Genomic DNA, 21,789 nt, shown 5'->3' on the forward strand with positions numbered 1-21,789 from the left:
ATTTACGTTCGCCGTACGGCCCCGTCAATCGTCACCGTGTTTCCGCGATCACCCAGCGCAAGTACTCGGTGCTCCCGCCTTCGATGGGCGTCGCGATGACCTCCGGGGTGTCGTAGCTGTGCACGTCCTCCAGCAGGGACACGAGCGGCGCCACCCGGTCCGCCGCCGTCTTGATCTCCACCCGCCACTCGGGTTCGGTCTGGACTTCGCCCTCCCAGCGGTACACGCTGGTGATGGGCACGATCTGCGCGCAGGCGCCCAGTTTCGCCTCGACCGCACGCGCGGCCAGCTCCCGCGCGGAGTCCTCGCTGTCGGTGGTGGTCGTGACGACGACGTGCTCGGCCATGCGCCCCAGCGTAGGACCACGCCCACCCGCCGCCCGGCCCGTTCGCCCCGCCCTCGTGCGGCAGCGCCGCGGCTCCTGGCGGATATCCGTGTGAACGGGCACCTGAACGGGTACCCAGGATCTCATGCGATTAGGCGTGCTCGACATCGGTTCCAACTGCGCTCAGCTACAGGTGGTGGACGCGAGCCCCGGCGCGCCTCCGCTGCCCGCGCTGGCGGTCAAGGAACCGACGCGCCTGGCGGAGCTGATCGAGGCGGACGGCTCGCTGTCGGAGGAGGGCGTGCACCGCGCCGTCGAGGCGGTCGACGCGACGCTGGCCGCGGCGCGAAGACACTGCGTGGAGCAGCTGTTCCTGTTCGCCACCTCGGCCATCCGGGACGCCACGAACCGCGACGAGATCCTCGACCGCATCGAGCACCGCACGGGCGTGCGCCCGCAGTACCTCACCGGTGAGGACGAAGCCCGCCTCACCTACGTCGCCGCGCACCGCTGGTACGGCTGGTCCGCCGGCCGCATCCTGCTGTTCGACATCGGCGGCGGCTCGCTGGAGATCGCGCTCGGCCGTGACGCCGAACCCGACCTGACGCTGTCCCTCCCGCTCGGCGCCGGCCGCCTGACCCGCCAGTTCCTGCTCGACGACCCGCCGTCGCGGCGGCAGGTCAAGGACATGCAGCGGCACGTGCGCGACATGCTGCGCGAGGTCGCCGACCGGCTGCGCTGGGAGGGCGCGCCTTCCCGCGCCGTCGGCACGTCGAAGACGTTCAAGCAGCTGGCCCGCCTCGCCGGGGCCGCCCCACAGCGCAAGGGTCCATTCGTGCGCCGCACGCTCCGGCAGGACTCGCTGGACCACTGGATCCCGCGCCTCGCCGACCTCCGCGCGGCGGAACGCGCCCGCCTGCGCGGGGTTTCCGCGTCGCGGGCACGGCAGATCCTCGCGGGCGCGATCGTGGCGAAGGCGACGATGAGCGCGCTCGACATCCGCGAGGTCGACATCTGCCCGTGGGCGCTGCGCGAGGGGATCATGCTGCACCACCTCGCGAGCCTGCAGGTGCACGAGGAGACCCTGCCGCTGGAGACGATCAAAGCGGTGAACCCGTCACGGGACGCCGCGGTGCTGCGGCCGGTGCCGGACCGCCTGAACGCCTGACGAGGTGTCACCGCCTCACCCCGGGGGTAGCCGAACTCGGAACCCAGGGACAGCGTGAGGAGGCACCATGGCCGAGACGGTTGGCGACTACCTGCTGCGGCGGTTGCGTGAGTGGGGTGTGGAGCAGGTTTTCGCCTACCCGGGTGATGGGATCAACGGCATCGTGGCCTCGTTCGGTAAGGCGGACAACCAGCCGCGGTTCGTGCAGGCCCGGCATGAGGAGATGGCGGCGTTCGAAGCGGTCGGGTACGCGAAGTTCTCCGGCCAGGTCGGGGTGTGCATGGCCACCTCGGGGCCGGGGGCGATCCACCTGCTCAACGGCCTGTATGACGCCAAGTTGGACCACGTGCCGGTGGTCGCGATCGTGGGGCAGACCGCGCGGTCGGCGATGGGGGGTTCCTATCAGCAGGAGGTGGACCTCCAAGCGCTGTACAAGGACGTCGCCAGTGAGTATCTGGTCGAGGTGAACGTCGCCGAGCAGTTGCCCAACGCGCTGGACCGGGCGATCCGCACCGCGCTGGCCAAACGCGCCCCGACGGCGGTGATCATCCCGAACGACCTGCAGGAGTCGCCGTACTCGCCGCCGGAGCACGCGTTCAAACAGGTGCCTTCCAGTGCGCCGGGGTGGCCGCATCCGGTGACGATCCCGCCGGAGGACGAGCTGGCCCGCGCGGCCGAGATCCTCAACGCCGGCCAGAAGGTCGCCATCTTGGTGGGGCAGGGCGCGCGCAACGCCGCGGCGGAGGTGCGCAAACTCGCCGAGGTCACCGGGGCGGGGGTGGCGAAGGCGTTGCTGGGTAAGGATGTGCTGCCCGACGACCTGCCCTATGTCACCGGGTCGATCGGGTTGTTGGGCACTCGCCCGTCGTATGAGCTGATGCGGGACTGCGACACCCTGCTGATCGTGGGCTCGAACTTCCCGTATTCGCAGTTCCTGCCCGAGTACGGGAAAGCGCGGGGGGTGCAGATCGATCTGGACGGGTCGATGATCGGGATGCGGTATCCGACGGAGGTGAACCTGGTCGGTGAGGCGCAGGGCACGCTGCGGGCGTTGCTGCCGATGCTCACCCGCAAGCAAGACCGCTCCTGGCGGCAGACGGTCGAGAAGAATGTGGCCGATTGGTGGGCGACGGTGGAGCAGCAGGCGATGCTGGAGGCGAAGCCGGTCAACCCGATGCGGATCGTGCACGAGCTGTCCCAGCGGTTGCCGGAGGACGCGATCATCACCGCCGACTCCGGGTCCTCCACCAACTGGTACGCCCGCAACCTGAAGATCCGGGGCCGGGTGCGGGGGTCGCTGTCGGGGACGCTGGCGACGATGGGGCCGGGGGTGCCGTATGCGATCGGGGCGAAGTTCGCCTGCCCGGACCGGCCGGTGATCGCCCTGGTCGGGGACGGGGCGATGCAGATGAACGGGCTGGCCGAGCTGATCACGATCGCCCGCTACCGCGAGTTGTGGGCCGACCCGCGGCTGGTGGTGTGCGTGTTCCACAACAACGACCTCAACCAGGTCACCTGGGAACTGCGCGCGATGGGCGGAGCACCCAAGTTCGAGGAATCCCAGTCCCTGCCCGACGTGAACTACGCCGAGATCGCCCGCTCACTGGGCTTCGAGGGCGTCTCGGTCGACTCTCCGGACCAACTCGGCCCCGCGTGGGACCGGGTGCTGGCGGCCGACCGGCCCGCGGTGCTCGACGTGCGGTGCGACCCCGAAGTCCCGCCGATCCCACCCCACGCGACGTTCGAGCAGATGAAATCCGCCGCCGAAGCCGTCCTCAAAGGCGACCCCAACGCCTGGCACCTCATGGCACAAGGACTCAAAACCAAAGCACAGGAACTCCTGCCGTCCCGCTGATCGCACCGCACTGAGGGCCCTCTTCCCGCCGGGAAGGGGGCCCTCGCCATTGACTCGCCCGGCTGGATGTTCCTAGGCTGTCTTCATATCGAGTCACTGTCTACATATGAAGACGAGCTGATGAGCAGACCGCACGAAACCGCAGAACTGCTCCGGAGCCGCATGGCCGCCGGAGTGCTCTCGTTCCCCCTGACCCCGTTCACCGAAGGCGGCGAGCTGGCCCCGGACGCGTTCCGCACCTACCTCCGCACGCAGCTCGCGGCGGATCCCGCCGCCGTGTTCGTCGCGTGCGGCACCGGTGAGTTCTTCTCGTTGACGCTGGACGAGTACGCCGAGGTCGTGCGCATCGCCGTCGAGGAGACCGCGCACCGTGTCCCGGTCATCGCCGGCGTCGGCTACGGCTGGGCGATCGCCGCGCAGTACGCCGCCCGCGCCGAGGAGGCGGGCGCGGACGGTGCCCTCCTGCTGCCGCACTACCTCGTGAAGGCACCCGTCGACGGCCTGGTCGAGCAGGTGCGCAAGGTCGCCGAGGCCACCTCGCTGCCACTCATCGCATACCAGCGCGACTACGTCACTTTCACCGCGGCGTCCGTCGCACAGCTGGCGAAGATCCCCGGGGTCATCGGCCTCAAGGACGGGCACGGCGACCTCGACCAGCTGCAGCGCCTCAAGCTCGCCGCCCCGGAGGACTTCCTGTTCTTCAACGGTGTCGCGACCGCCGAGATGCAGGCTCGCGCGTACTCCGCGATCGGCATCCCCGCGTATTCGTCCGCTGTGCACGCGTTCGCACCGGAGATCTCGAAGGCGTTCTTCACCGCGTTGCACGCCGGTGACCAGTCGCGTGTGGACGAGCTGCTGCGGCACTTCTACCAGCCGTTCGTCGAGCTGCGTGACCACCGCCCCGGCTACGCGGTGTCGCTGGTCAAGGCCGCGGCCCGGCTGCGCGACCTGCCTGTCGGCCCGGTGCGCGCGCCGCTGACCGATCCCACCCCGGAAGAGCTGACCACCCTGAAAGCCCTGCTGGCCACCGGCCTCGACCTGGTCTGAGGAGGACACAGTTGTCCCGCATCGCGGAAGTACGCGTCACGCCCATCCTGATCGCCGACCCGCCCCTGCTGAACCTGCAGGGCGTACACCAGCCGTATACACCTCGCACGATCGTCGAGGTGATCACCGAAAGCGGCGCGGTCGGCCTCGGTGAGACCTACGGCGACACCGACTACCTCAAGCTCGCCGAAGCCTTCGCGCCGCAGCTCAGGGGCGCCGAACTCGTTGTGAACAACCTGCATACAGCCGTTACACAATGTTTGGAACGCGTCGGAGCCGAGCGGGTGGACAACACCGTGCAGGCCGAAGGGCTGCGCGGCAGCCGGACGATGGGGAAGATCGCCTCCAGCGTCGCGTCGGCGTTCGAAGTCGCGATCTGGGACGCGCTCGGGCACGAGCTGGACCTGCCCGTGCACGCGCTGCTGGGCGGCAAGGTGCGCGACGCGGTCGAGTACAGCGCGTACCTGTTCTACCGCTGGGCCGAGCACCCGGAGCCGGACGAGCCCAAGGACGACTGGGGCTCCGCGCTCGACCCGGACGGTGTCGTGGCGCAGGCCAAGCGCATGGCCGAGGACTACGGCTTCAGCTCGTTCAAGCTCAAGGGTGGCGTCTTCGAGCCGAAGCAGGAGGTCGCCGCCGCGCGTGCGCTCGCGGAGGCCTTCCCCGGGCAGCCGGTGCGGCTCGACCCGAACGGCGCTTGGTCGGTCGCGACCAGTCTGGAAGTGGCGGCCGCGCTGGAGGACGTCCTCGAATACCTCGAAGACCCGACGACCGGCACCGCGAACATGGCCGAGGTCGCCCGGCACACGTCGCTCCCGCTGGCCACGAACATGTGTGTGACCGCGTTCGACGAGATCCCCGAGGCGTTCAAGACCGACGCGGTGCAGGTCGTGCTCTCCGACCACCACTACTGGGGCGGCCTGCGGGCGACGCAGGACCTCGCCGCGGTGTGCCGGACCTTCGGCGTCGGCGTCTCCATGCACTCCAACACGCACCTCGGCATCAGCCTCGCCGCGATGACCCAGGTGGCCGCGACGATCCCGGACCTGCGCTACGCGTGCGACACCCACCGGCCGTGGCAGACCGAAGACGTGATCACGCAGCCGCACACGTTCTCCGGCGGCAAGATCAGCGTGCCGGACACCCCGGGCCTCGGCGTGGAACTCGACCGCGACGCCCTCGCGAAACTGCACCAGCGCTGGCAGGAGAGCGATGTGCGCCGCCGGGACGACGCCGCCGCGATGCGCCGCGTGCACCCCGACTTCACCGCGCCGAAGTTCCCCCGCTGGTAACGGCTTCCCCGAGAGAGACCGGAGACGTCGATGACGCTGTCTTCCGAAAACCCCGCCTACCGCAGCGCGGTCAAGAAGTTCTTCCGCCGCATGCTGCCGCTGGTGGTGTTCATGCTGGTGATCAACCAGATGGACCGCACCAACGTCGGGTTCGTCCAGACCCACTTCAAGACCGATCTGGGCATCGGCGCCGCGGCCTTCGGGCTCGGCGCTGGGCTGTTCTTCGTCGGCTACGCGATCTTCGAGGTGCCGAGCAACATGCTGCTCGAACGCTTCGGTGCCCGCGTGTGGCTGACGCGCATCATGATCACGTGGGGCGTGGTGGTCGCCGCGACCGCGTTCACCAGCAACGCCACCACGTTCTACCTCCTGCGGTTCCTGCTCGGCGTCGCGGAGGCCGGGTTCTTCCCCGGGGTCATCTACTACTTCACGAAGTGGCTCCCCAACGCCGAACGCGGTCGCGCGACGGCGATCTTCCTCGGCGGTTCCGCGTCGGCGTACATCGTGACCGGGCCGATCAGCGGAGCGCTGCTGGAGATGCACGGCCTCGGCGGCATCGCCGGCTGGAAGTGGATGTTCCTGCTGGAAGGCGGGTTCTCCGTCGTGATCGGCATCGTGGCCGGGTTCTTCCTGGTCTCGCGCGTGAAGGACGCGAAGTGGCTGACCGACGAGGAGAAGTCGGCGCTGAGCGCGGCGATCGAACGCGACGAAGCCGTCCGCAGCGACAAGAAGACCGCGAGCGTGCCGCGGTGGAAGCTCGTCACGAACCCGCAGGTGTTGTTGCTGTGCTGGCTGTTCTTCGCGATGTCGCTGACCGGGTACGCGATCACGTTCTGGCTGCCCAGCATCGTGAAGAAGATCCCGGACACGTCGGACTTCATGGTCGGCCTGCTCTCGGCGATCCCGTGGATCTGCGCGATCGTCGCGATGTACACGCTCGCCTGGTACACCGACCGCACGGGCAAACGGCGGCCGTGGGTCGCGGTCGGGCTCGTACTGGGTGCGGCGGGCACGTTCCTGGCGACCGTCGGGCCGCCGTGGTTCGCGCTGGTCGCGTTGTGCCTCGGCGCGACGGGCTTCAAGTGCGCGGCGTCGGCGTTCTGGCCGCTGGCCCAGCACAGCCTCGACCTGAAGATCGCCGCCGCGGGCATCGCGTTGATCAACTCCCTCGGCAACCTGGGCGGGTTCGTCGGCCCGACCGTCGTCGGTGCCGTGGAGGAGAGCACCGGCAGCACCGCGGGCGGGCTGTACGCGCTGTCGATCGTCTCCGTGCTGGCCGCGGGCACGGTCTTCCTGGTGCGGGCCCGGCACGTGCCCGCGCGCTCGCGGGTCACCGCGCCCGTGGTCCAGTGAGAAGATGCGTGCATGCCTGAGCAGCAGAAGGGCGTGCGCGATGTGAAGTCGGCCGCGCGCACCGTCGAGGTTCTCGAGGTACTCGGGAGCCTCGACGGTCAGCCGATGAGCCTGCGGCAGCTCGCCGAGCGCATGGACGTGCCGCGCAGCAGCCTGTACGCCCTGCTGCAGACCCTGGTGAACCGCGGCTGGGTGCGCACCGACCCCACGGGTTCGCTGTACACGATCGGTGTGCGGGCGTTGCTCGTCGGCACCTCCTACATCGACGGCGACCAACGGCTGGCCGCGGCGAAACCGCACCTGGAGGACCTGGGCGAGAAGGTCGGCGAGACGGTGCACTTCGCCCGGCTCGACGGCTCGGACATCGTGTACCTGGCAACCCGCGAGTCGCGGCACTACCTGCGTCCGTTCAGCCGCGTCGGCCGCCGCCTCCCCGCGTACATCACGTCCCTGGGCAAGGCGATCCTGGCGGAGCGGCCCGACGAGGAGGTCGAAAAGCTCCTCCCGCCGGAGATGCCCGCGTTGACCGAACACACCCTCGACCGGCCGGGGCTGCTCGCGGACCTGGTGGGCGTGCGGGAGCGTGGTTACGCGATCGACAACGAGGAGGGCACGGTCGGCCTGCGCTGTTTCGGCATGGCGCTGCGGTACGAGACGCCGGTGCTCGACGCGATCAGCTGCTCCGTACCCATCGCCCGCCTGACCCCCGCGACGGAGCAGTCGATCCTCGACGCGCTCGCCGAGGCCCGCACGGCCATCGAACGCGCGGTCCGCTCAGCGGCCTGGTGACTCCCGCAGCCACTTGAGCACCTCCTCCGTGTGCTCGCCGAGCTCCGGCGGTGGCAGCCGGTACTCGGGCGGCGTCGCGGACAACCCGATCGGATTGCGCACGGTGCCGCCGGGCGCGCGTGGCGCCAGCCCGAGCCGCTCGGCCAGCGCGAACGCCTCGCCGAGGTCGTTGACCGGACCACACGGCACGCCGAGCGGGGTCAGCAGCTCGAACCACTCGTCGGCGGTCCGGGTCCGCAGCCGCGCGCTGAGCAGGTCGGCCAGTTCGTCCACGTGCGCGACCCGGTCGGCGTTCGTGGCGAACCGCTCGTCGGGCTCCAGTTCGAGCGCGGCGGCGAGCGCCTCGAACTGGCGGTCGTTGCCCACGGCGAGCGCGATCGGGCGGTCCGCGGCCGGGTAGACCTCGTACGGCGCGATCGACGGGTGCCGGTTGCCCTTCGGTTCCGGCACCATTCCCGCCATCAGGTGGTTCGCGCTCTGGTTGACCATGCTCGACAGCAGCGTGCTGAGCAGGTCCACCTCGATGAGCTGCCCTTCGCCGGTGGTGTCCCGGTGCCGAAGCGCGGCGAGGATGCCGAGGCCGGCGTGCAGCCCGGTGAGCACGTCCACCAGCGCGACGCCCACCTTCGTCGGCTCGCCGGGGCCGGGACCGGTGACGCTCATCAGCCCGCCGACGGCCTGGACGAGCAGGTCGTAGCCGGGCAGGGCCGCTCCCGCGCCGCTGCCGAAACCCGAGATCGAGCAGTACACCAGCCCGGGGTTGTCCGTCCGCAGGCTTTCGTGGTCGAGCCCGAAGCGGGCCATCAGACCGGGCCGGAAGTTCTCGATCAGCACGTCGGCGCGTCGTGCCAGCTCCCGCGCGGCCGGGTCGGCGAGGTCCAGCACGACGGACCGCTTGTTGCGGTTGACCGAGCGGTAGTAGACGGCCTCACCGTCCGCGTACGGCGGACCCCACGCCCGCGTGTCGTCACCGGTACCCGGCCGCTCCACCTTGATCACGTCGGCGCCGAGGTCGGCGAGCAGCATCGTCAGGTAGGGTGCGGCGAGCACCCGGCTGAAGTCGGCGACCAGCACGCCGGACAGAGGTCCACTCACCGCTCCCTTCTACCTCACGGCTGGCCCGCATCTCGGACCTGTGATACCCCTGCTAGGTATGAAGGCGATCGGCGAGGCACTCGCGCTCGCGGGCTCCATGGCGTGGGAGGTCCTGTGGGCCCTCGTCCTGGGGTTCGCCCTGTCCGCCGTCGTGCAGGCGGTCGTGCGCAAGTCGACGATCGTGCGCCTCCTCGGCGACGACCGCCCCCGGACGCTGGCGGTGTCCGCCGGGCTCGGCGCGGCGTCGTCGTCCTGTTCGTACGCGGCGGTGGCCCTCGCGCGGTCGCTGTTCCGGAAGGGCGCGAACTTCACGGCGGCGATGACCTTCGAGATCGCTTCCACCAACCTCGTCGTCGAGCTGGGCATCCTGCTGGCGTTGCTGCTGGGCTGGCAGTTCACCGTCGCGGAGTTCGTCGGCGGCCCGCTGATGATCGTGTTCGTCGCACTGCTGTTCCGGCTGTTCGTACGGGAACGCTTGCTGCGCAAGGCCCGTGACCAAGCGGAGAAGGGCATCGCCGGTTCGATGGAAGGGCATGCGGCGATGGACATGTCCGTCAGCCGCGAGGGTTCGTTCTGGCGCAGGCTGCTCTCCCCGGAGGGGTTCACCTCGGTGTCGCACGTGTTCGTCATGGAATGGGCGGCGATCCTGCGCGACCTGGTGGTGGGCCTGCTGATCGCGGGCGCGATCGGGGCGTGGGTGCCCGAGTCGTTCTGGCAGGGCTTCTTCCTCACCGACCACCCGCTGGGCTCCGCGTTGTGGGGTCCCGTCATCGGCCCGGTCGTGGCGATCCTGAGCTTCGTGTGCTCGATCGGCAACGTCCCGCTCGCCGCGGTGTTGTGGAACGGGGGCATCAGCTTCGGCGGCGTCGTCGCGTTCCTGTTCGCGGACCTGCTGATCCTGCCGATCCTGAACATCTACCGGAAGTACTACGGCATGCGGATGGCGCTGACGGTGCTTGGCACGTTCTACGTCGCGATGGTCGCCGCCGGCTACCTCGTGGAGCTGCTGTTCGGTGTCACCGGGCTGACTCCGGAAGCCCGCGACGCGCAGGTCGTGGAAGCAGGGGTGACGTGGAACTACACGACGTGGCTGAACATCGCGTTCCTGGTGCTCGCCGCGGCACTGGTCAGCCGCTTCGTCCGCAGCGGCGGCTTGCCCATGCTGAGGATGATGGGTGGCGCCCCCGACCAGGAGCACCACCACTGACTACCGGAACCGCCTCAGGCGCAAGGAATTGCTGACCACGAACACAGAGCTGAACGCCATCGCCGCGCCCGCGATCATCGGGTTCAGCAGCCCCGCCGCCGCGAGCGGCAGCGCCGCCACGTTGTAGGCGAAGGCCCAGAACAGGTTTCCCTTGATCGTCGCCAGCGTGCGCCGGGACAGGCGGATCGCGTCGGCTGCCGCACGCAGGTCGCCGCGCACCAGCGTGAGGTCCCCGGCCTCGATCGCGACGTCCGTGCCCGTGCCCATCGACAGGCCCAGGTCGGCCTGCGCGAGCGCGGCCGCGTCGTTCACACCGTCGCCAACCATCGCCACGCGGTGCCCCTCGTCCTGCAGGCGCTTGACCACGTCGACCTTGTCGGCGGGCAGCACCTCGGCGATCACCTCGTCGACGCCGACCTCGCGCGCGACCTCCCTGGCGACCGCCTCGTTGTCCCCCGTCAGCAGCACCGGCCGCAGCCCCAGCTCACGGAACCGCGTGATGGCCTCGGCGGACGTCGGTTTGACGGTGTCCGCGACCGCGAGCACCGCGCGCGCCTGCCCGCCCCAGCCGACGACCACAGCCGTCCGCCCCCGCTCCTCGGCGGCCGCTTTCGCCTCGGCAAGCTCACCCAGTTCCCCGAACAAGGCGGCCCGCCCCACGACGACCTCGCGGCCGTCGACGACCCCGCGCACGCCGAGCCCTTCGACGTTGCCGAACTCGGTGAGTTCGCCCAGTTCCGGCGCCGCCGCGGCGATCGCCTTGGCGATGGGGTGCTCGGAAGCGCTTTCCAGGGTGCCCGCCAGCCGCAACACCTCGGCCCGGTCCACGCCGGGGGCGAGGTGCACGTCGACCAGCGCCATCCGGCCCGTGGTCACCGTGCCCGTCTTGTCGAGGACGATCGTGTCGATCCGGCGGGTGCTCTCCAGCACCTCCGGGCCCTTGATCAGGATGCCCAGCTGCGCGCCACGGCCCGTGCCGACGAGCAGCGCTGTCGGCGTCGCCAGGCCCAGCGCACACGGGCAGGCGATGATCAGCACCGCGACCGCCGCGGTGAAGGCGGCGGACGGCGCGCCGCCCGCGATCAGCCACCCGACGAGCGTGACCAGCGACAGCCCCAGCACGATCGGCACGAACACCCCGGCGACGCGGTCCGCCAGCCGCTGGACCTGCGCTTTCCCGGTCTGCGCGGCCTCGACGAGCTTCGCCATCTGCGCCAGCTGCGTGTCCCCGCCGACGCGCGTCGCCCGCACCACCAGCCGGCCGCCGGCGTTGACCGTCGCCCCCACGACGGGGTCGCCCGGCCCGACCTCCACCGGCACGGACTCGCCCGTCAGCATGCTCGCGTCGACCGCGGAGGAACCGTCCTCCACCACGCCGTCGGTCGCGATCTTCTCGCCGGGACGGACGACGAACCGGTCACCGGCGGACAGCTGCGCGGCGGGGATCCTGACCTCGGTCCCGTCCCGCAGCACGGCGACGTCCTTCACGCCGAGTTCGAGCAGCGCACGCAACGCCGCGCCCGCCCGCCGCTTGGACCGCGCCTCGAAGTAGCGGCCGGCCAGCAGGAACGCGGTCACCCCGGTGGCGACCTCGAAGTACACGGCGTCCCCGCCGGAGCGACCGATCGTCAGCTCGAACGGGTGCCGCATGCCGATCGTCCCGGCGTCCCCGAAGACGAGCGCGTACAGCGACCACAGGAACGCGGCGAGCGTGCCGACGGAGATCAACGTGTCCATCGTGGCGGCGCCGTGCCGCAGGTTCGTCCACGCGGCGCGGTGGAACGGCCACGCGGCCCACGTGATCACCGGGGCCGCCAGCGCCGGCGACACCCACTGCCAGTAGTCGAACTGCAGCGCCGGAGCCATCGCGAGCACGATCACCGGCACGGCGAGCACCGCGGACACGACCAGCCGGTGCCGCAGCGGGCGCACGGGGTCGGGCTCCTCGGTCTCCGGCCGCGGCAACGTGGCGGTGTAGCCCGCGGCCTCGACGGTCTCGACCAGGCGCTGCGGGTCCACGTCCGCCGGGAAGGTCACGTCGGCCTTCTCGGTGGCGTAGTTGACCGTGGCGGTGACCCCGTCGAGCTTGTTCAGCTTCTTCTCCACCCGCATCGCGCAGGACGCACACGTCATCCCGCCGATCACGAGCTCGAGCCGCTCCGCCGTGCCGGGCATGTCAGGCGACCTGGTACCCGGCCTCGTCGACGGCGGCGCGGACCGCGGCGTCATCGAGCGGGCGCTCGCTGACGATGGTGAGCGCCCCGGTGGGCAGGTCGACGGCGACGGACTCGACGCCCTCGATCCTGCCGACCTCCTCGCTGACCGCCTTGACGCAGTGGGCGCAGGTCATCCCCGTGACGGTGTAGCTGGTCTCAGTCATACCGCCGACTTTACCCCCTACCCGTATCGGGGACACCTTCACTCGGTGGGCAGCGCCCAGCGCTCCTCGATCCGCCCGACGCGCCACACCAGCACCGCGACGGCCCACGTCACCAGGAACAACCCGACTATCACGAAGCCCACGTAGTCGAGGTTCAGGTTGGCGATCGCCGCGAGCGGCCCCGTGGTGATGTCCAGCCGTTCGGCGAGCACGCTGATCAGCTCGATCACCCCGATCAGCAGGGCGACCACCACGGACAACGCGGTGACCGTGATGTTGTAGAAGATCTTGCGCACCGGCTGCGCGAACGCCCAGTCGTAGGCGCGGTGCATGAACACCCCGTCCGCCGCGTCGAACAACGTCATCCCGGCCGCGAACAGCACCGGCAGCACGAGGATCGCGTACCACGGCAGGGAGAACGCGGCCGCTCCCCCGGCCAGCACCAGCAGGCCGACCTCGGTGGCGGTGTCGAACCCGAGCCCGAACAGCACGCCGACGGGGTAGATGTGCCACGGCTTGCGCACACCCGCCGTCGTGCGGCTCAGCACGCGGTTGAGCAGCCCGCGCTTGTTCAGCTGCTCCTCCAGCTGCGCCTCCGTGAACCTCCCCTCCCGCATGCCGCGGAACACCTTGAGGATCCCGGCGAGCACGACCAGGTTGACCAGCCCGAGCAGGCACAGGAACACGCCGGACACCGACACCCCGATCACCCCGGTGATCTGGTGCAGCGTCGACGAATCGTCCTCGACCTGCCCGGCCAGCGCGCGCACGCCGAGCGACAACAGCAGGCACAGCCCGAAGACGATCGTCGAATGCCCGAGCGAGAACCAGAACCCCACGGTCAGCGGGCGCTGCCCGTCGGCGATCAGCTTCCGCGTGGTGTTGTCGATCGCCGCGATGTGGTCGGCGTCGAACGCGTGCCGCATGCCCAGGGTGAACGCGGTGACGCCGAGCCCGATGCCGAACACCTGCGCGTTCCCGATCTGGTAGTGCTCGGGCACGACGAACAGGGTCAGCACCCCCCAGCCCACCGCGTTGAGCACCACCACGAACACCGCCATGGCGGCCACGGCCGCCCAGTCGCGCCTGATCACACCTGACAGAGTAATCAGATGAACAGGTAGATCAGGTTTCAGTTCTGTCTCGGGATACGGGGAGCGGGTATCATCGAGCAGAAGCCGAGAACGAAGGTGGGCAGCGAAATGGCGAGCTACAGCGGGGACAAGGACGCCTACCTCAAGCGGCTCCGCCGGATCGAAGGGCAGATCCGGGGGCTGCAGCGGATGGTCGAAGAGGACAAGTACTGCATCGACATCCTCACGCAGGTCTCGGCCGCGACCAAGGCGCTGCAGTCGTTCTCGCTCGAACTGCTCGACGAGCACCTCTCCAGCTGCGTGGTCGACGCGGCGAAGGCGGGCGGCCGGGAGGCCGAGATCAAGGTGCGCGAGGCATCGGACGCCATCGCGCGCCTCGTCAAGTCCTGAAGAAGCCCCCAGCCCCAACCCGCCCCCCACTGTCACACCCCCTCCCTAGTATCGAACCCATGTTCGAACAACCACCCCGAGGGGGCTCATCCACCAGGCACCGGCGCACCCCGCCGGTAGACGCGCCTGCTCTCGATCGAACCGTCCCGCCGCTGGATCTGCAGCAGGCTGGGCCGGTCCCGCCGCGCCAGCCCGGCGGCGGCTCGCACCGCCTCGCGCTTGCGCCCGTGATGCGAGACGACCTGCCCCATCCGTCGCACGTCCCAGCTGCCCAGCAGGGGCGAAACCCAGTAGACGGTGCACTTCATGACACAATTCCTCCCCCAGGAGAGTTGCAGAGGTGCAACAATGTTCCCGACAAGCAAAAGTGTCTCACACCCGCAACCCCGTTTCAACCGCGCAAGGATAGCCCACAAGAAGGAAGTCCAAGATGCCCGGAAGGCTCGACGCACCCAGGTTGTACGCGGCGCTGGACGCGCAGCGGGAGGCCAGAGGCCTGTCGTGGCGCCAGCTCGCGGCCGAGGCCGGGGTGAGCCCGTCACTGGTCAGCAGGATGGGCAACGGGCACCGGCCGGACCTCGACGGGTTCATCGCGCTGGTGCAGTGGCTCGGGATGCCGGCGGAGACGTTCATGGTGTGGCCGGAGGGCGCGCGGGAGAAGCGGGCCAGGCCGTCACTGGAGGCTCAGCTGGCGCCACTGCTGCGCGCGGAGGAGGAGCTCAGCGAGGCCGACCAGCAGCACGTGCTGGACGTCGTCGGCATCACGTTGAGGCACATGAGGGCTCGCCACAAGGGAGGCTGAAAGTGGCACTGCGGCGCGGTTTCAAGAAGGAGGCCAGGGCCATCACCCTGGAGGTGCGGCAGGAGCTGGGCATCGGGCTGCTCGACCCGCTGGACCCGTACGAGCTGGCGAAGCTGTACGGCGTCGAAACCTTCGACCTGACCAACCCGGTGCTGCCGCCGGAATCGGTGCGGTACCTGACGGAGGTGCGGCCGCACGTGTTCTCCGCGGCGCTCGTGCCGCTGCAGCCGAGCGGCGTGGTGATCATCGAGAACCACGTGCAGCCGTGGCGGCGGCGGCGCTCGACGATGGCGCACGAGATGGCGCACGTGCTGCTGGAGCACCCGTTCGGCCCGATGCTGGCGGACGAGAACGGCTGCCGGTCGGCGGTGCGGTGGCTGGAGGAGGAGGCGGCGGAGCTGTCCGGCGAGCTGCTGGTGCCGACGGACGCCGCGCGGATCGCCGCGTTCCGCGGGTGGTCGGACCATTCGGTGGCGAACCGGTTCCAGGTGAGCACGGCGATGGCCCGGTGGCGGATGAACGTCACGGGCGCGCGCCGGGTCGCCTGCCGCTGGCGGGAGAGCGTCAGGAGGGAGGGACTCGCGGCGGCGCGGTGATCCACAGCGTTGCCCACACCTGGGGACAACTCGCCGTCCGTCCACAGGGGACAGAGTGGATCTCCTTGCGCGCCAGGGAGATCACTCGCCCCCGCTGCCGAACAGCTCCTCGGCGGCCCGCGCCCGCAACCGCTCGAGCCGCGTGATCTGGCTGCGCCCGCCGGCGATCAGCTCGTCGAGCCGGTCGGCGTCGAGCCGCGCGTCGACGGCGGCGCGGACGCGGAGGGTGCGCCACCCGGCGACCTTGCCCTCGACACCGAGCCGCATCGCCTCGAGCTCGACGAGCCTGCTGAGCGGGGAGCGCCGCACCACGCGCCCGTTGAGCTTGAGGCGGCCCACCTTCTCCGCGAGCCGGCCCGTCCACATCTCCACGCGCCGCACGGGCTCACCCAGCGCGGCCATGATCTCCAGCAAGGCGGCCCGGTCCTGCTCGATCTCCTCGGCGAGCCGCTCGAGCTTGCCGTTGCCGGCCCACTCGCCCTCGCTGCGGGCGAGCCGTCTGGCCAGGTCCACCCCCGCCATCGCGCCGGCAAGGTGATCGTTGAGATAGATCCCGAGCAGCGTGCGAGTCATACGCGAGGAAGTACCCATCCGCCAGGACCGCCAATCCCCGAGCCAGCAGTGCCGCGCCCACCCTAACCAGGCGAGATACCGGAGACCAGGGGTTTTCGGTAGTACGTGGTACAAGCGAGGGGTGAACCTTGCTGAGGAACGGCGCCTGAGACAACGCGTCATGGATCTGCTGCAGGAAGCGGTCGAGGCTTCTCCCGACGGGAGCCTGACCCGCGACGAGCTCACGCGCTTCGAGGTGGACGGGCAGCATCTGAGCCTGTTGGACCGCAACCGGGGCATCCGCAACCCGAAGGATCTGCTCGCCACCCTGTCGATCATGTCGTCGGACGTCAGCTCCTACCAAGACGGCCCGCAGGAGAACGGGCTTTACAGCTACGCCTACCGATCGGGCACCGAGTTCGGCGACAACACCAAGCTCCGCCGGGCGTACGAACTCGAGTTGCCGATCATCTTCCTGGCGAAGATCACCACCGGCAGGTACGTCCCCGCCTTCCCCGCCTACGTCGTGGCCGACGAGCGGGCCATGCAGCGGTTCTACATCTCGTTCGATCCGGACCTGCGGCTCGACGACACCAAGCAGGATCTGACGGACGCGGAGAAGCGGTATTCCCGGCGGGTGGCCCGACAGCGCCTGCACCAGCCCGCCTTCCGAGCCACCGTTCTGCGCGCGTACGAGACGCGGTGTGCCGCTTGCGACCTGCCCTACCGCAACCTGCTCGACGCGGCGCACATCATCGCGGACGGGGAGGACGACGGGGCGCCCGTGATCTCCAATGGTTTGAGCCTCTGCAAGCTCCACCACGCGGCGTACGACAACGAGCAACTCGGCATCTCGCCTGACTACACCATCCACATCGCGCGGGTCGTGCTCGAAGACGAAGGCGGGCCGATGCTGCAGTACGGCCTGCAGAAGCTGCACGAGCAGCAGATCCGGCTGCCCCACTCCCGCAACGATCGCCCCGATCCCGACCGGCTCCAACGACGCTTCGAGCGCTTCCTCAAGTCCGGTTGATCTCCACCGATGAGTTCTCGGCCGTTCCCAGGTCCATACCTGCGAGAGTCGAAAGTGGAGGCGTGCATGAGTGTCGAACCGGAGATCGTGGTCGCGGAGCCCGTGGTGACGGCGGTGATCCGTCGTGAGCTGCCACTCGCTGAGCTGTCGGGCTTCTTCGACAGCGCTTTCCAGGCGTTGCCCGCGACGATCGCCGCCCAGGGGATCGAGATCGCAGGGCCTGCGTTCGCGCTGTACCGGTCGTTCACGCCGGAGCGCGTGGATGTCGAGATCGGCTTTGCCACGGATCGGCCGGTCGAACCGAACGGAGAGGTGACACCGGGCAAGCTCCCGGGCGGCCGCATCGCTCGCCTGGTCCACGTCGGCGGCTACGACGGTCTGCCCGAATCGTGGCAGCGCCTCCACTCGTGGCTGGGCGCCCAGAAGCTGCGCCCCGGCTCGCTGTGGTGGGAGGTCTACGCGACGAAGCCCTCGCCGGAGATGGACCCGGCCGAACTCCGCACGGAGCTGTACCTGCCGCTGGAGGACTGACGCCGGGCGGCCGAAGTCACCGACGCCAGCGCTCCACGTCGTGCCCCTCGGCAAGCCAGCGTCACGAGGCAAAGCTGGCGATAAGTTGGCAACCCCGCCGCAACCCCACCCCCACAGCAAGACCCCAGACAGCACGAGACCCCCTGTCACCAGGGGGTCTCGTGGTCTTGCTGTCTCAACCAGACGCGCGCCCGAAGGGATTCGAACCCCTAACCTTCTGATCCGTAGTCAGATGCTCTATCCGTTGAGCTACGGGCGCTTGTTCAGTTATTAACTTAGCATCCGGCGAACCGGCGCTGAGCGGAGGCTCCGGGATTTGAACCCGGGAGGGGGGGTTACCCCCAACCGCATTAGCAGTGCGGCGCCATAGACCAGACTAGGCGAAGCCTCCCGGATCAACGACCACTGCCTGGATAGAGTACACATCCCCCGAAGCCGGGGAAACAGCACCCCCTCGCCCGCCCAACAACCGCCCTGAGCAGCGAAAACAGGTGAGCGAGCGCAAGAACTGCTGTAACTTGCACCACAGCCGCCCCAGCACCCCCGTCACCGCTGCAGCAAGCGTCGCAGCCAGCGGGAACGGCCGCCCAGCCCCTCGGCCTCGAACACCGCCACGCCGACCCTCGGCAGCTCACGCACGCCCGGGTAGACCAGGAACCGCGGCACCCAGTTCGGCTGGAACTTCGCGTTGAACCGGTACAGCGTCTCGATCTGGATCCACTTCGAGGCCCAGCCCAGCACCTTCGCCGAGACGCGCGCCACCGGGCCCGCACCGATCCGGCGCCCCTCCTCCAGCAGCTTCCGGAACGCCGCGAAGTTCAGCGAGACATATCTCACCCCCTGCTCGGGCGCCCTCAGCAGCAGCTCGGAGATCATCAGCTCGTTCACACCGTTGTCGGCGCTGCGGTCGCGGCGCATGACGTCCAGCGACAGCCCCTGCGTCCCCCACGGCACGAACTGCAGCAGCCCCCGCACCCGGCCCCCCTGCTCGGCCGTCACGACCACCGAACCCGGATCCCCCATGCGCCCCAGCGCCATCGAGAACCCGCGCTCGGTGTCGCTGCCCCGCCAGTTCGCCGCGAGCGACTCCAGCTCCCGCAGCTCCTCGGCGCTCAGCTCCTCCGTCCGGCGCACCCGCACCTCGTACCCGGCCCGCTTCGTCCGCGACACCGCCTGCCGCACCCCGCGCATGACGCGGCCCTCCAGCGTGAACGTCGCAGCGTCGACGACCGCCTCGTCACCGATCTCCAGCACGTCCAGGTCGTAGCGCGCCCAGACCGTCGCCCCCAGCTCGGAACAGCCCATCGCCGCGGGCACCCAGCCGTGCCGCCGGCACACCTCCAGGAACTCCTCGATCGCCCCCGGCCAGGCTTCGCTGTCCCCCAGCGGATCGGCCGACGCGACCGCCGCACCGGCGATCACGCGGTACGTCACCGCCGCCTTCCCCGTCTTCGAGAAGACCACGAACTTGTCGTCGCGCAGCGCGAAGTAGCCCAGCGAGTCCCGCTCGCCGTGCTGGTCGAGCAGCTCCTTCAGCCGCGCCTTCTCCGCCTCCGACGTGTGCGGCGCCGGCTCCGCCGAGCGCAGCAGGAAATAGGCCGCGACCAGCACCGCGCCGAGCCCGAACAACAACCCCACCGACGTGGTGAGGTCGTCCATCCACGTGACGCGGAACACCGCCGGGCCGCTCACGCCGATCAACGCCAGCGCCGCGTCGGCGAGCCTGCCCTGCCAGTCCAGCGGCTCCACGAACGCCCGCGGGGCGAACGACAGCAGCGCGAAGTTGATCAGCAACCCGGCCAGCGCCAGCTGCAGGAACACCCGCACCGCCCGCCACCGCCCGGTCACCGGATCGGGCAGCGCGATGAAGTGCCGCCGGTTCGCCAGCAACGCCACCGCCAGCGCGACCGACACCAGCCCCGCACCGAACACGTGGCGCAACCCCAGGTGCGACAACGCCAGCAGCACGCTCGCCGCGAGCGCCAGCTGCCACGCCCGGCGCTTGCGCCGCCGCAGACCCGACGCGAGCAGGATCAACAGCACACCGGTGACCAGCACGACCGCGGCCGCGGCCGTCGTCGCGTCCTGCGGCAACTCCAGCCACTCGGCGACGTGCCCGCGCAACCCCCTGCGCCCGGCGGGCAGCACCACCGACAGCACCGCGACCAGCCCGACGAGCCGCGTCGTCGACGTGATCGCGGCGACCGACGCGGCCCCGGTCAGGCGCCACAGCGCCGGCGACACGTGTCGTTCGCCCGCCAACGGCCTCCCCACCAACCCGCTCCCCTCCTGCTGCCTACCCCCTGGCCAGCTCCACGAACGGCCCCAACGCGTCCGGGTTGGCCAGCGCGTCGCGGCTCACCGCTCTGTCGAGTGGCATCCCGGCCAGGATCCGCTTGACCGGGACCTCACACTTCTTACCGTTGAGCGTCCTCGGCACCGCGGCCACCTCGATGAACCGGTCCGGCACGTGCCTCGGCGACAACTCCGCCCGCAGCGCCTTCCGCAGCGCGGGCTCGACGTCGGCGAGCACCGCGCCCTCCGCCAACACCACGAAACACAGCAGCTCACCGTTGGTATTCCCGACGCTGGTGGTGTCGATCACGAGGGAGTCGGCGATCTCGTCGAAGCCCTCGACGACGCGGTAGAACTCGGCCGTGCCCATCCGCACCCCGCCGCGGTTGAGCGTCGAGTCGCTGCGGCCGTAGATCACGGCGGACCCGCGCTCGGTGATCCGGATCCAGTCCCCGTGCCGCCACGCGCCCGGGTAGTAGTCGAAGTACGCGTCACGCAGCCGCGAGCCGTCCGGGTCGTTCCAGAAGTACACCGGCATCGACGGCATCGGCTGCGTCACCACGAGCTCGCCGACCTCCTCGACGACCTCGTTCCCGTCGTCGTCGTACGCGGCCACGGCGGCACCGAGCGCACGGCACGACAGCTCGCCCAGCCACACCGGCACGTCCGGCGCCGCGCACACGAAGGCCGCGCACAGGTCGGTACCGCCCGACACGGAGCAGATCTGGATGCTCGCGCCGACCTTCTCGGCGATCCACCGGAAGCCCTCGACGCTCAGCGGCGCACCCGTCGACCCGATGGCGCGCAACGACGACAGGTCGTACTCCGCGCCCGGTTCCAGCCGCGCCTTGAGGCAGCTCTGCACGAACGGCGCCGACGTGCCGAAGTACGTGATCCGCTCCCGCTCCGCGAGGCGCCACAGCGCACCGAGGTCCGGGTGGCCGGGGCTGCCGTCGAACAACACGATCGTCGTGCCCACCAGCAGCCCGCCGATGAGGAAATTCCACATCATCCAGCCGGTCGTGGTGAACCAGAAGAACCGGTCGCCGGGGCCGAGATCGCTCTGCACGGCCAGCGCCTTGAGGTGTTCGAGGACGATGCCGCCGTGCCCGTGCACGATGCCCTTGGGCAGGCCGGTGGTGCCGGAGGAGTAGAGGACCCACAGCGGGTGGTCGAACGGGACGGCCTCGAACTCCAGCTCCGCCCCGGCGTGCTCGCGCAGCTGCTCGTCCCAGTCGAGCGCGCCGTCGAGCTCGCCGCTGCCCGCGTAGCCGATGAGGACGGTCGCGGAGAGGGACGGGATTTCCCGGCGCAGCTGCTCCACCGTCGGCCGCACGTCGAACGACCGTCCGTTGTAGACATAGCCGTTGACGGCGATGAGCACCTTGGGCTCGATCTGGGCGAAGCGTTCCGTGACCGCGCGGACGCCGAAGTCGGGCGAGCAGGACGACCAGACCGCGCCGAGGCTCGCCGTGGCGAGGAACGCCACGAGCGTCTGCGGGCAGTTCGGCGCGAGCGCGACCACCCGGTCGCCCCTGCCGACGCCGAGCGCGACGAGCGCGGCCCGCGCCGCGGCGACCTGGCTCCGCAGCTCTCCGTAGGTCAGCCGCGCGCCGGCGCCGTCCTCCCGGGAGAAGATCACGGCGAGCTCGTCGTCCGCCTTCGTCGCGCCGGCCACGCCGGGCGTCAGCGCGTGCTCGGCGTAGTTCAGCGTGCCGCCGGGGAACCACGTGGCGCCCGGCATGTCCGCGCCGTCGAGCACCGACCTCGGCCGGTCGTGCCACCGCAGCGCCAGGAACTCCGCGAGGCCGCCCCAGAAACCGGCCAGGTCGGAGACCGAGTACCGCCACAGCTCGTCGTAGTCCGCCACCCGCACGCCTCGCTGGCTCGCCAGCCACTCGCGGAAGGCCTGGATCCTGCTGCCCGCGACCTGGTCAGGAGCGGGGCGCCACAGCACTTCGGGGATGTCAGCGTCGTTGGTCACA

General features: G+C 70.0%; 21 protein-coding genes and 2 tRNA genes. 12 read left to right on the top strand and 11 right to left on the bottom strand.

Annotated elements, in window-relative coordinates; genetic code table 11:
- Positions 1 to 31 precede the first annotated feature (31 nt).
- A complete protein-coding gene (gene cutA, locus BMZ92_RS18460; RefSeq protein ID WP_091509128.1) occupies positions 32 to 346 on the bottom strand; it encodes a divalent-cation tolerance protein CutA in 315 nt (104 codons plus the stop codon).
- 124 nt (positions 347 to 470) lie between these two features.
- On the opposite strand from cutA, the gene BMZ92_RS18465 reads away from it, so the two are divergent.
- The 6 genes from BMZ92_RS18465 to BMZ92_RS18490 all read left to right on the top strand — a co-directional run bounded on the left by BMZ92_RS18465 (position 471) and on the right by BMZ92_RS18490 (position 7,829).
- Positions 471 to 1,493 (top strand): Ppx/GppA phosphatase family protein, encoded by a 1,023-nt coding sequence (locus BMZ92_RS18465; protein WP_091509130.1) that lies wholly within the window; start codon positions 471 to 473, stop codon positions 1,491 to 1,493.
- Between the two features lie 67 nt (positions 1,494 to 1,560).
- Entirely contained in the window at positions 1,561 to 3,348 is a 1,788-nt protein-coding gene (locus tag BMZ92_RS18470; RefSeq protein WP_091509132.1) for a thiamine pyrophosphate-requiring protein, read from the top strand.
- 120 nt (positions 3,349 to 3,468) lie between these two features.
- Complete coding sequence (locus BMZ92_RS18475; RefSeq protein WP_091509135.1) at positions 3,469 to 4,395, top strand: 5-dehydro-4-deoxyglucarate dehydratase; 927 nt, start codon at positions 3,469 to 3,471, stop codon at positions 4,393 to 4,395.
- A gap of 11 nt (positions 4,396 to 4,406) precedes the next feature.
- Entirely contained in the window at positions 4,407 to 5,687 is a 1,281-nt protein-coding gene (locus tag BMZ92_RS18480) for a glucarate dehydratase family protein (RefSeq protein WP_091509137.1), read from the top strand.
- Between the two features lie 30 nt (positions 5,688 to 5,717).
- A complete protein-coding gene (locus tag BMZ92_RS18485; RefSeq protein WP_091509139.1) occupies positions 5,718 to 7,040 on the top strand; it encodes an MFS transporter in 1,323 nt (440 codons plus the stop codon).
- Between the two features lie 12 nt (positions 7,041 to 7,052).
- Positions 7,053 to 7,829: an IclR family transcriptional regulator gene (locus BMZ92_RS18490; RefSeq protein ID WP_091509141.1), complete on the top strand. Its 777-nt coding sequence runs from the start codon at positions 7,053 to 7,055 to the stop codon at positions 7,827 to 7,829.
- Here BMZ92_RS18490 and BMZ92_RS18495 read toward each other — a convergent pair.
- Positions 7,815 to 8,924: a CaiB/BaiF CoA transferase family protein gene (locus BMZ92_RS18495; protein WP_218153490.1), complete on the bottom strand. Its 1,110-nt coding sequence runs from the start codon at positions 8,922 to 8,924 to the stop codon at positions 7,815 to 7,817. The two genes, BMZ92_RS18490 and BMZ92_RS18495, sit on opposite strands and share 15 nt — an antisense overlap.
- 58 nt (positions 8,925 to 8,982) lie before the next feature.
- Between BMZ92_RS18495 and BMZ92_RS18500 the strand changes: the two genes are divergently transcribed.
- Positions 8,983 to 10,131 carry a permease gene (locus BMZ92_RS18500; protein ID WP_091509146.1) on the top strand — a complete coding sequence of 383 codons (1,149 nt, stop codon included), beginning with the start codon at positions 8,983 to 8,985 and terminating at the stop codon, positions 10,129 to 10,131.
- Here the strand turns inward: BMZ92_RS18500 and BMZ92_RS18505 are convergent, their stop codons facing one another.
- From BMZ92_RS18505 to nicT, 3 genes are read right to left on the bottom strand one after another with little or no spacing between them, the layout of a single operon-like run.
- Positions 10,132 to 12,306, bottom strand: a complete 2,175-nt coding sequence (locus tag BMZ92_RS18505; RefSeq protein WP_091509148.1) for a heavy metal translocating P-type ATPase — start codon at positions 12,304 to 12,306, stop codon at positions 10,132 to 10,134.
- Position 12,307: 1 nt separating this feature from the next.
- Positions 12,308 to 12,511, bottom strand: a complete 204-nt coding sequence (locus tag BMZ92_RS18510; RefSeq protein WP_091509149.1) for a heavy-metal-associated domain-containing protein — start codon at positions 12,509 to 12,511, stop codon at positions 12,308 to 12,310.
- 38 nt (positions 12,512 to 12,549) lie between these two features.
- Positions 12,550 to 13,605, bottom strand: a complete 1,056-nt coding sequence (gene nicT, locus BMZ92_RS18515) for a HoxN/HupN/NixA family nickel/cobalt transporter (RefSeq protein ID WP_483860451.1) — start codon at positions 13,603 to 13,605, stop codon at positions 12,550 to 12,552.
- A 108-nt stretch (positions 13,606 to 13,713) separates the two neighbouring features.
- On the opposite strand from nicT, the gene BMZ92_RS18520 reads away from it, so the two are divergent.
- Entirely contained in the window at positions 13,714 to 13,995 is a 282-nt protein-coding gene (locus BMZ92_RS18520; RefSeq protein WP_091509155.1) for a metal-sensitive transcriptional regulator, read from the top strand.
- 86 nt (positions 13,996 to 14,081) lie between these two features.
- Here BMZ92_RS18520 and BMZ92_RS18525 read toward each other — a convergent pair whose 3' ends face one another.
- Positions 14,082 to 14,303 (bottom strand): DUF2188 domain-containing protein, encoded by a 222-nt coding sequence (locus tag BMZ92_RS18525; protein ID WP_091509157.1) that lies wholly within the window; start codon positions 14,301 to 14,303, stop codon positions 14,082 to 14,084.
- A gap of 122 nt (positions 14,304 to 14,425) precedes the next feature.
- Here BMZ92_RS18525 and BMZ92_RS18530 point away from each other — a divergent pair, with 122 nt between their 5' ends.
- Together BMZ92_RS18530 and BMZ92_RS18535 are read left to right on the top strand one after the other, a co-directional pair.
- Positions 14,426 to 14,797: a helix-turn-helix domain-containing protein gene (locus BMZ92_RS18530; protein WP_091509159.1), complete on the top strand. Its 372-nt coding sequence runs from the start codon at positions 14,426 to 14,428 to the stop codon at positions 14,795 to 14,797.
- A 2-nt stretch (positions 14,798 to 14,799) separates the two neighbouring features.
- Entirely contained in the window at positions 14,800 to 15,393 is a 594-nt protein-coding gene (locus tag BMZ92_RS18535) for an ImmA/IrrE family metallo-endopeptidase (protein ID WP_091509162.1), read from the top strand.
- Positions 15,394 to 15,474: 81 nt separating this feature from the next.
- Here the strand turns inward: BMZ92_RS18535 and BMZ92_RS18540 are convergent, their stop codons facing one another.
- Positions 15,475 to 15,966, bottom strand: coding sequence for a hypothetical protein (locus BMZ92_RS18540; RefSeq protein WP_245783124.1), 492 nt, complete (start codon positions 15,964 to 15,966; stop codon positions 15,475 to 15,477).
- A gap of 160 nt (positions 15,967 to 16,126) precedes the next feature.
- Between BMZ92_RS18540 and BMZ92_RS18545 the strand changes: the two genes are divergently transcribed.
- Both BMZ92_RS18545 and BMZ92_RS18550 read left to right on the top strand, forming a co-directional pair.
- Positions 16,127 to 16,978, top strand: a complete 852-nt coding sequence (locus BMZ92_RS18545) for an HNH endonuclease (RefSeq protein WP_091509166.1) — start codon at positions 16,127 to 16,129, stop codon at positions 16,976 to 16,978.
- Positions 16,979 to 17,044: 66 nt separating this feature from the next.
- Positions 17,045 to 17,509 carry a GyrI-like domain-containing protein gene (locus tag BMZ92_RS18550; RefSeq protein WP_091509169.1) on the top strand — a complete coding sequence of 155 codons (465 nt, stop codon included), beginning with the start codon at positions 17,045 to 17,047 and terminating at the stop codon, positions 17,507 to 17,509.
- Between the two features lie 186 nt (positions 17,510 to 17,695).
- Here BMZ92_RS18550 and BMZ92_RS18555 read toward each other — a convergent pair.
- From BMZ92_RS18555 to BMZ92_RS18570, 4 genes are all read right to left on the bottom strand, one after another.
- Positions 17,696 to 17,768: transfer RNA gene (locus tag BMZ92_RS18555), tRNA-Arg, on the bottom strand.
- Between the two features lie 42 nt (positions 17,769 to 17,810).
- Positions 17,811 to 17,900: transfer RNA gene (locus BMZ92_RS18560), tRNA-Ser, on the bottom strand.
- Between the two features lie 155 nt (positions 17,901 to 18,055).
- A complete protein-coding gene (locus tag BMZ92_RS18565; RefSeq protein WP_177228768.1) occupies positions 18,056 to 19,732 on the bottom strand; it encodes a phosphatidylglycerol lysyltransferase domain-containing protein in 1,677 nt (558 codons plus the stop codon).
- 73 nt (positions 19,733 to 19,805) lie between these two features.
- On the bottom strand, positions 19,806 to 21,788 hold the full coding sequence (locus tag BMZ92_RS18570) for an acetoacetate--CoA ligase (RefSeq protein ID WP_091509173.1): 1,983 nt from the start codon (positions 21,786 to 21,788) through the stop codon (positions 19,806 to 19,808).
- Position 21,789: the final 1 nt, after the last annotated feature.

It is taken from the genome of Amycolatopsis sacchari (assembly GCF_900114035.1).
GTDB lineage: Bacteria > Actinomycetota > Actinomycetes > Mycobacteriales > Pseudonocardiaceae > Amycolatopsis_E > Amycolatopsis_E sacchari.

Bases quoted from the DNA above. Each gene is read 5' to 3' on its own strand.
- BMZ92_RS18475 (WP_091509135.1), top strand. From the start codon at position 3,469: ATGAGCAGACCGCACGAAACCGCAGAACTGCTCCGGAGCCGCATGGCC.
- BMZ92_RS18490 (WP_091509141.1), top strand. From the start codon at position 7,053: ATGCCTGAGCAGCAGAAGGGCGTGCGCGATGTGAAGTCGGCCGCGCGC.
- BMZ92_RS18520 (WP_091509155.1), top strand. From the start codon at position 13,714: ATGGCGAGCTACAGCGGGGACAAGGACGCCTACCTCAAGCGGCTCCGC.
- cutA (WP_091509128.1), bottom strand. From the start codon at position 346: ATGGCCGAGCACGTCGTCGTCACGACCACCACCGACAGCGAGGACTCC.
- BMZ92_RS18485 (WP_091509139.1), top strand. From the start codon at position 5,718: ATGACGCTGTCTTCCGAAAACCCCGCCTACCGCAGCGCGGTCAAGAAG.
- BMZ92_RS18500 (WP_091509146.1), top strand. From the start codon at position 8,983: ATGAAGGCGATCGGCGAGGCACTCGCGCTCGCGGGCTCCATGGCGTGG.
- BMZ92_RS18540 (WP_245783124.1), bottom strand. From the start codon at position 15,966: ATGACTCGCACGCTGCTCGGGATCTATCTCAACGATCACCTTGCCGGC.
- BMZ92_RS18465 (WP_091509130.1), top strand. From the start codon at position 471: ATGCGATTAGGCGTGCTCGACATCGGTTCCAACTGCGCTCAGCTACAG.
- BMZ92_RS18505 (WP_091509148.1), bottom strand. From the start codon at position 12,306: ATGCCCGGCACGGCGGAGCGGCTCGAGCTCGTGATCGGCGGGATGACG.
- BMZ92_RS18525 (WP_091509157.1), bottom strand. From the start codon at position 14,303: ATGAAGTGCACCGTCTACTGGGTTTCGCCCCTGCTGGGCAGCTGGGAC.
- BMZ92_RS18470 (WP_091509132.1), top strand. From the start codon at position 1,561: ATGGCCGAGACGGTTGGCGACTACCTGCTGCGGCGGTTGCGTGAGTGG.
- BMZ92_RS18510 (WP_091509149.1), bottom strand. From the start codon at position 12,511: ATGACTGAGACCAGCTACACCGTCACGGGGATGACCTGCGCCCACTGC.
- BMZ92_RS18550 (WP_091509169.1), top strand. From the start codon at position 17,045: ATGAGTGTCGAACCGGAGATCGTGGTCGCGGAGCCCGTGGTGACGGCG.
- BMZ92_RS18545 (WP_091509166.1), top strand. From the start codon at position 16,127: ATGGATCTGCTGCAGGAAGCGGTCGAGGCTTCTCCCGACGGGAGCCTG.
- BMZ92_RS18530 (WP_091509159.1), top strand. From the start codon at position 14,426: ATGCCCGGAAGGCTCGACGCACCCAGGTTGTACGCGGCGCTGGACGCG.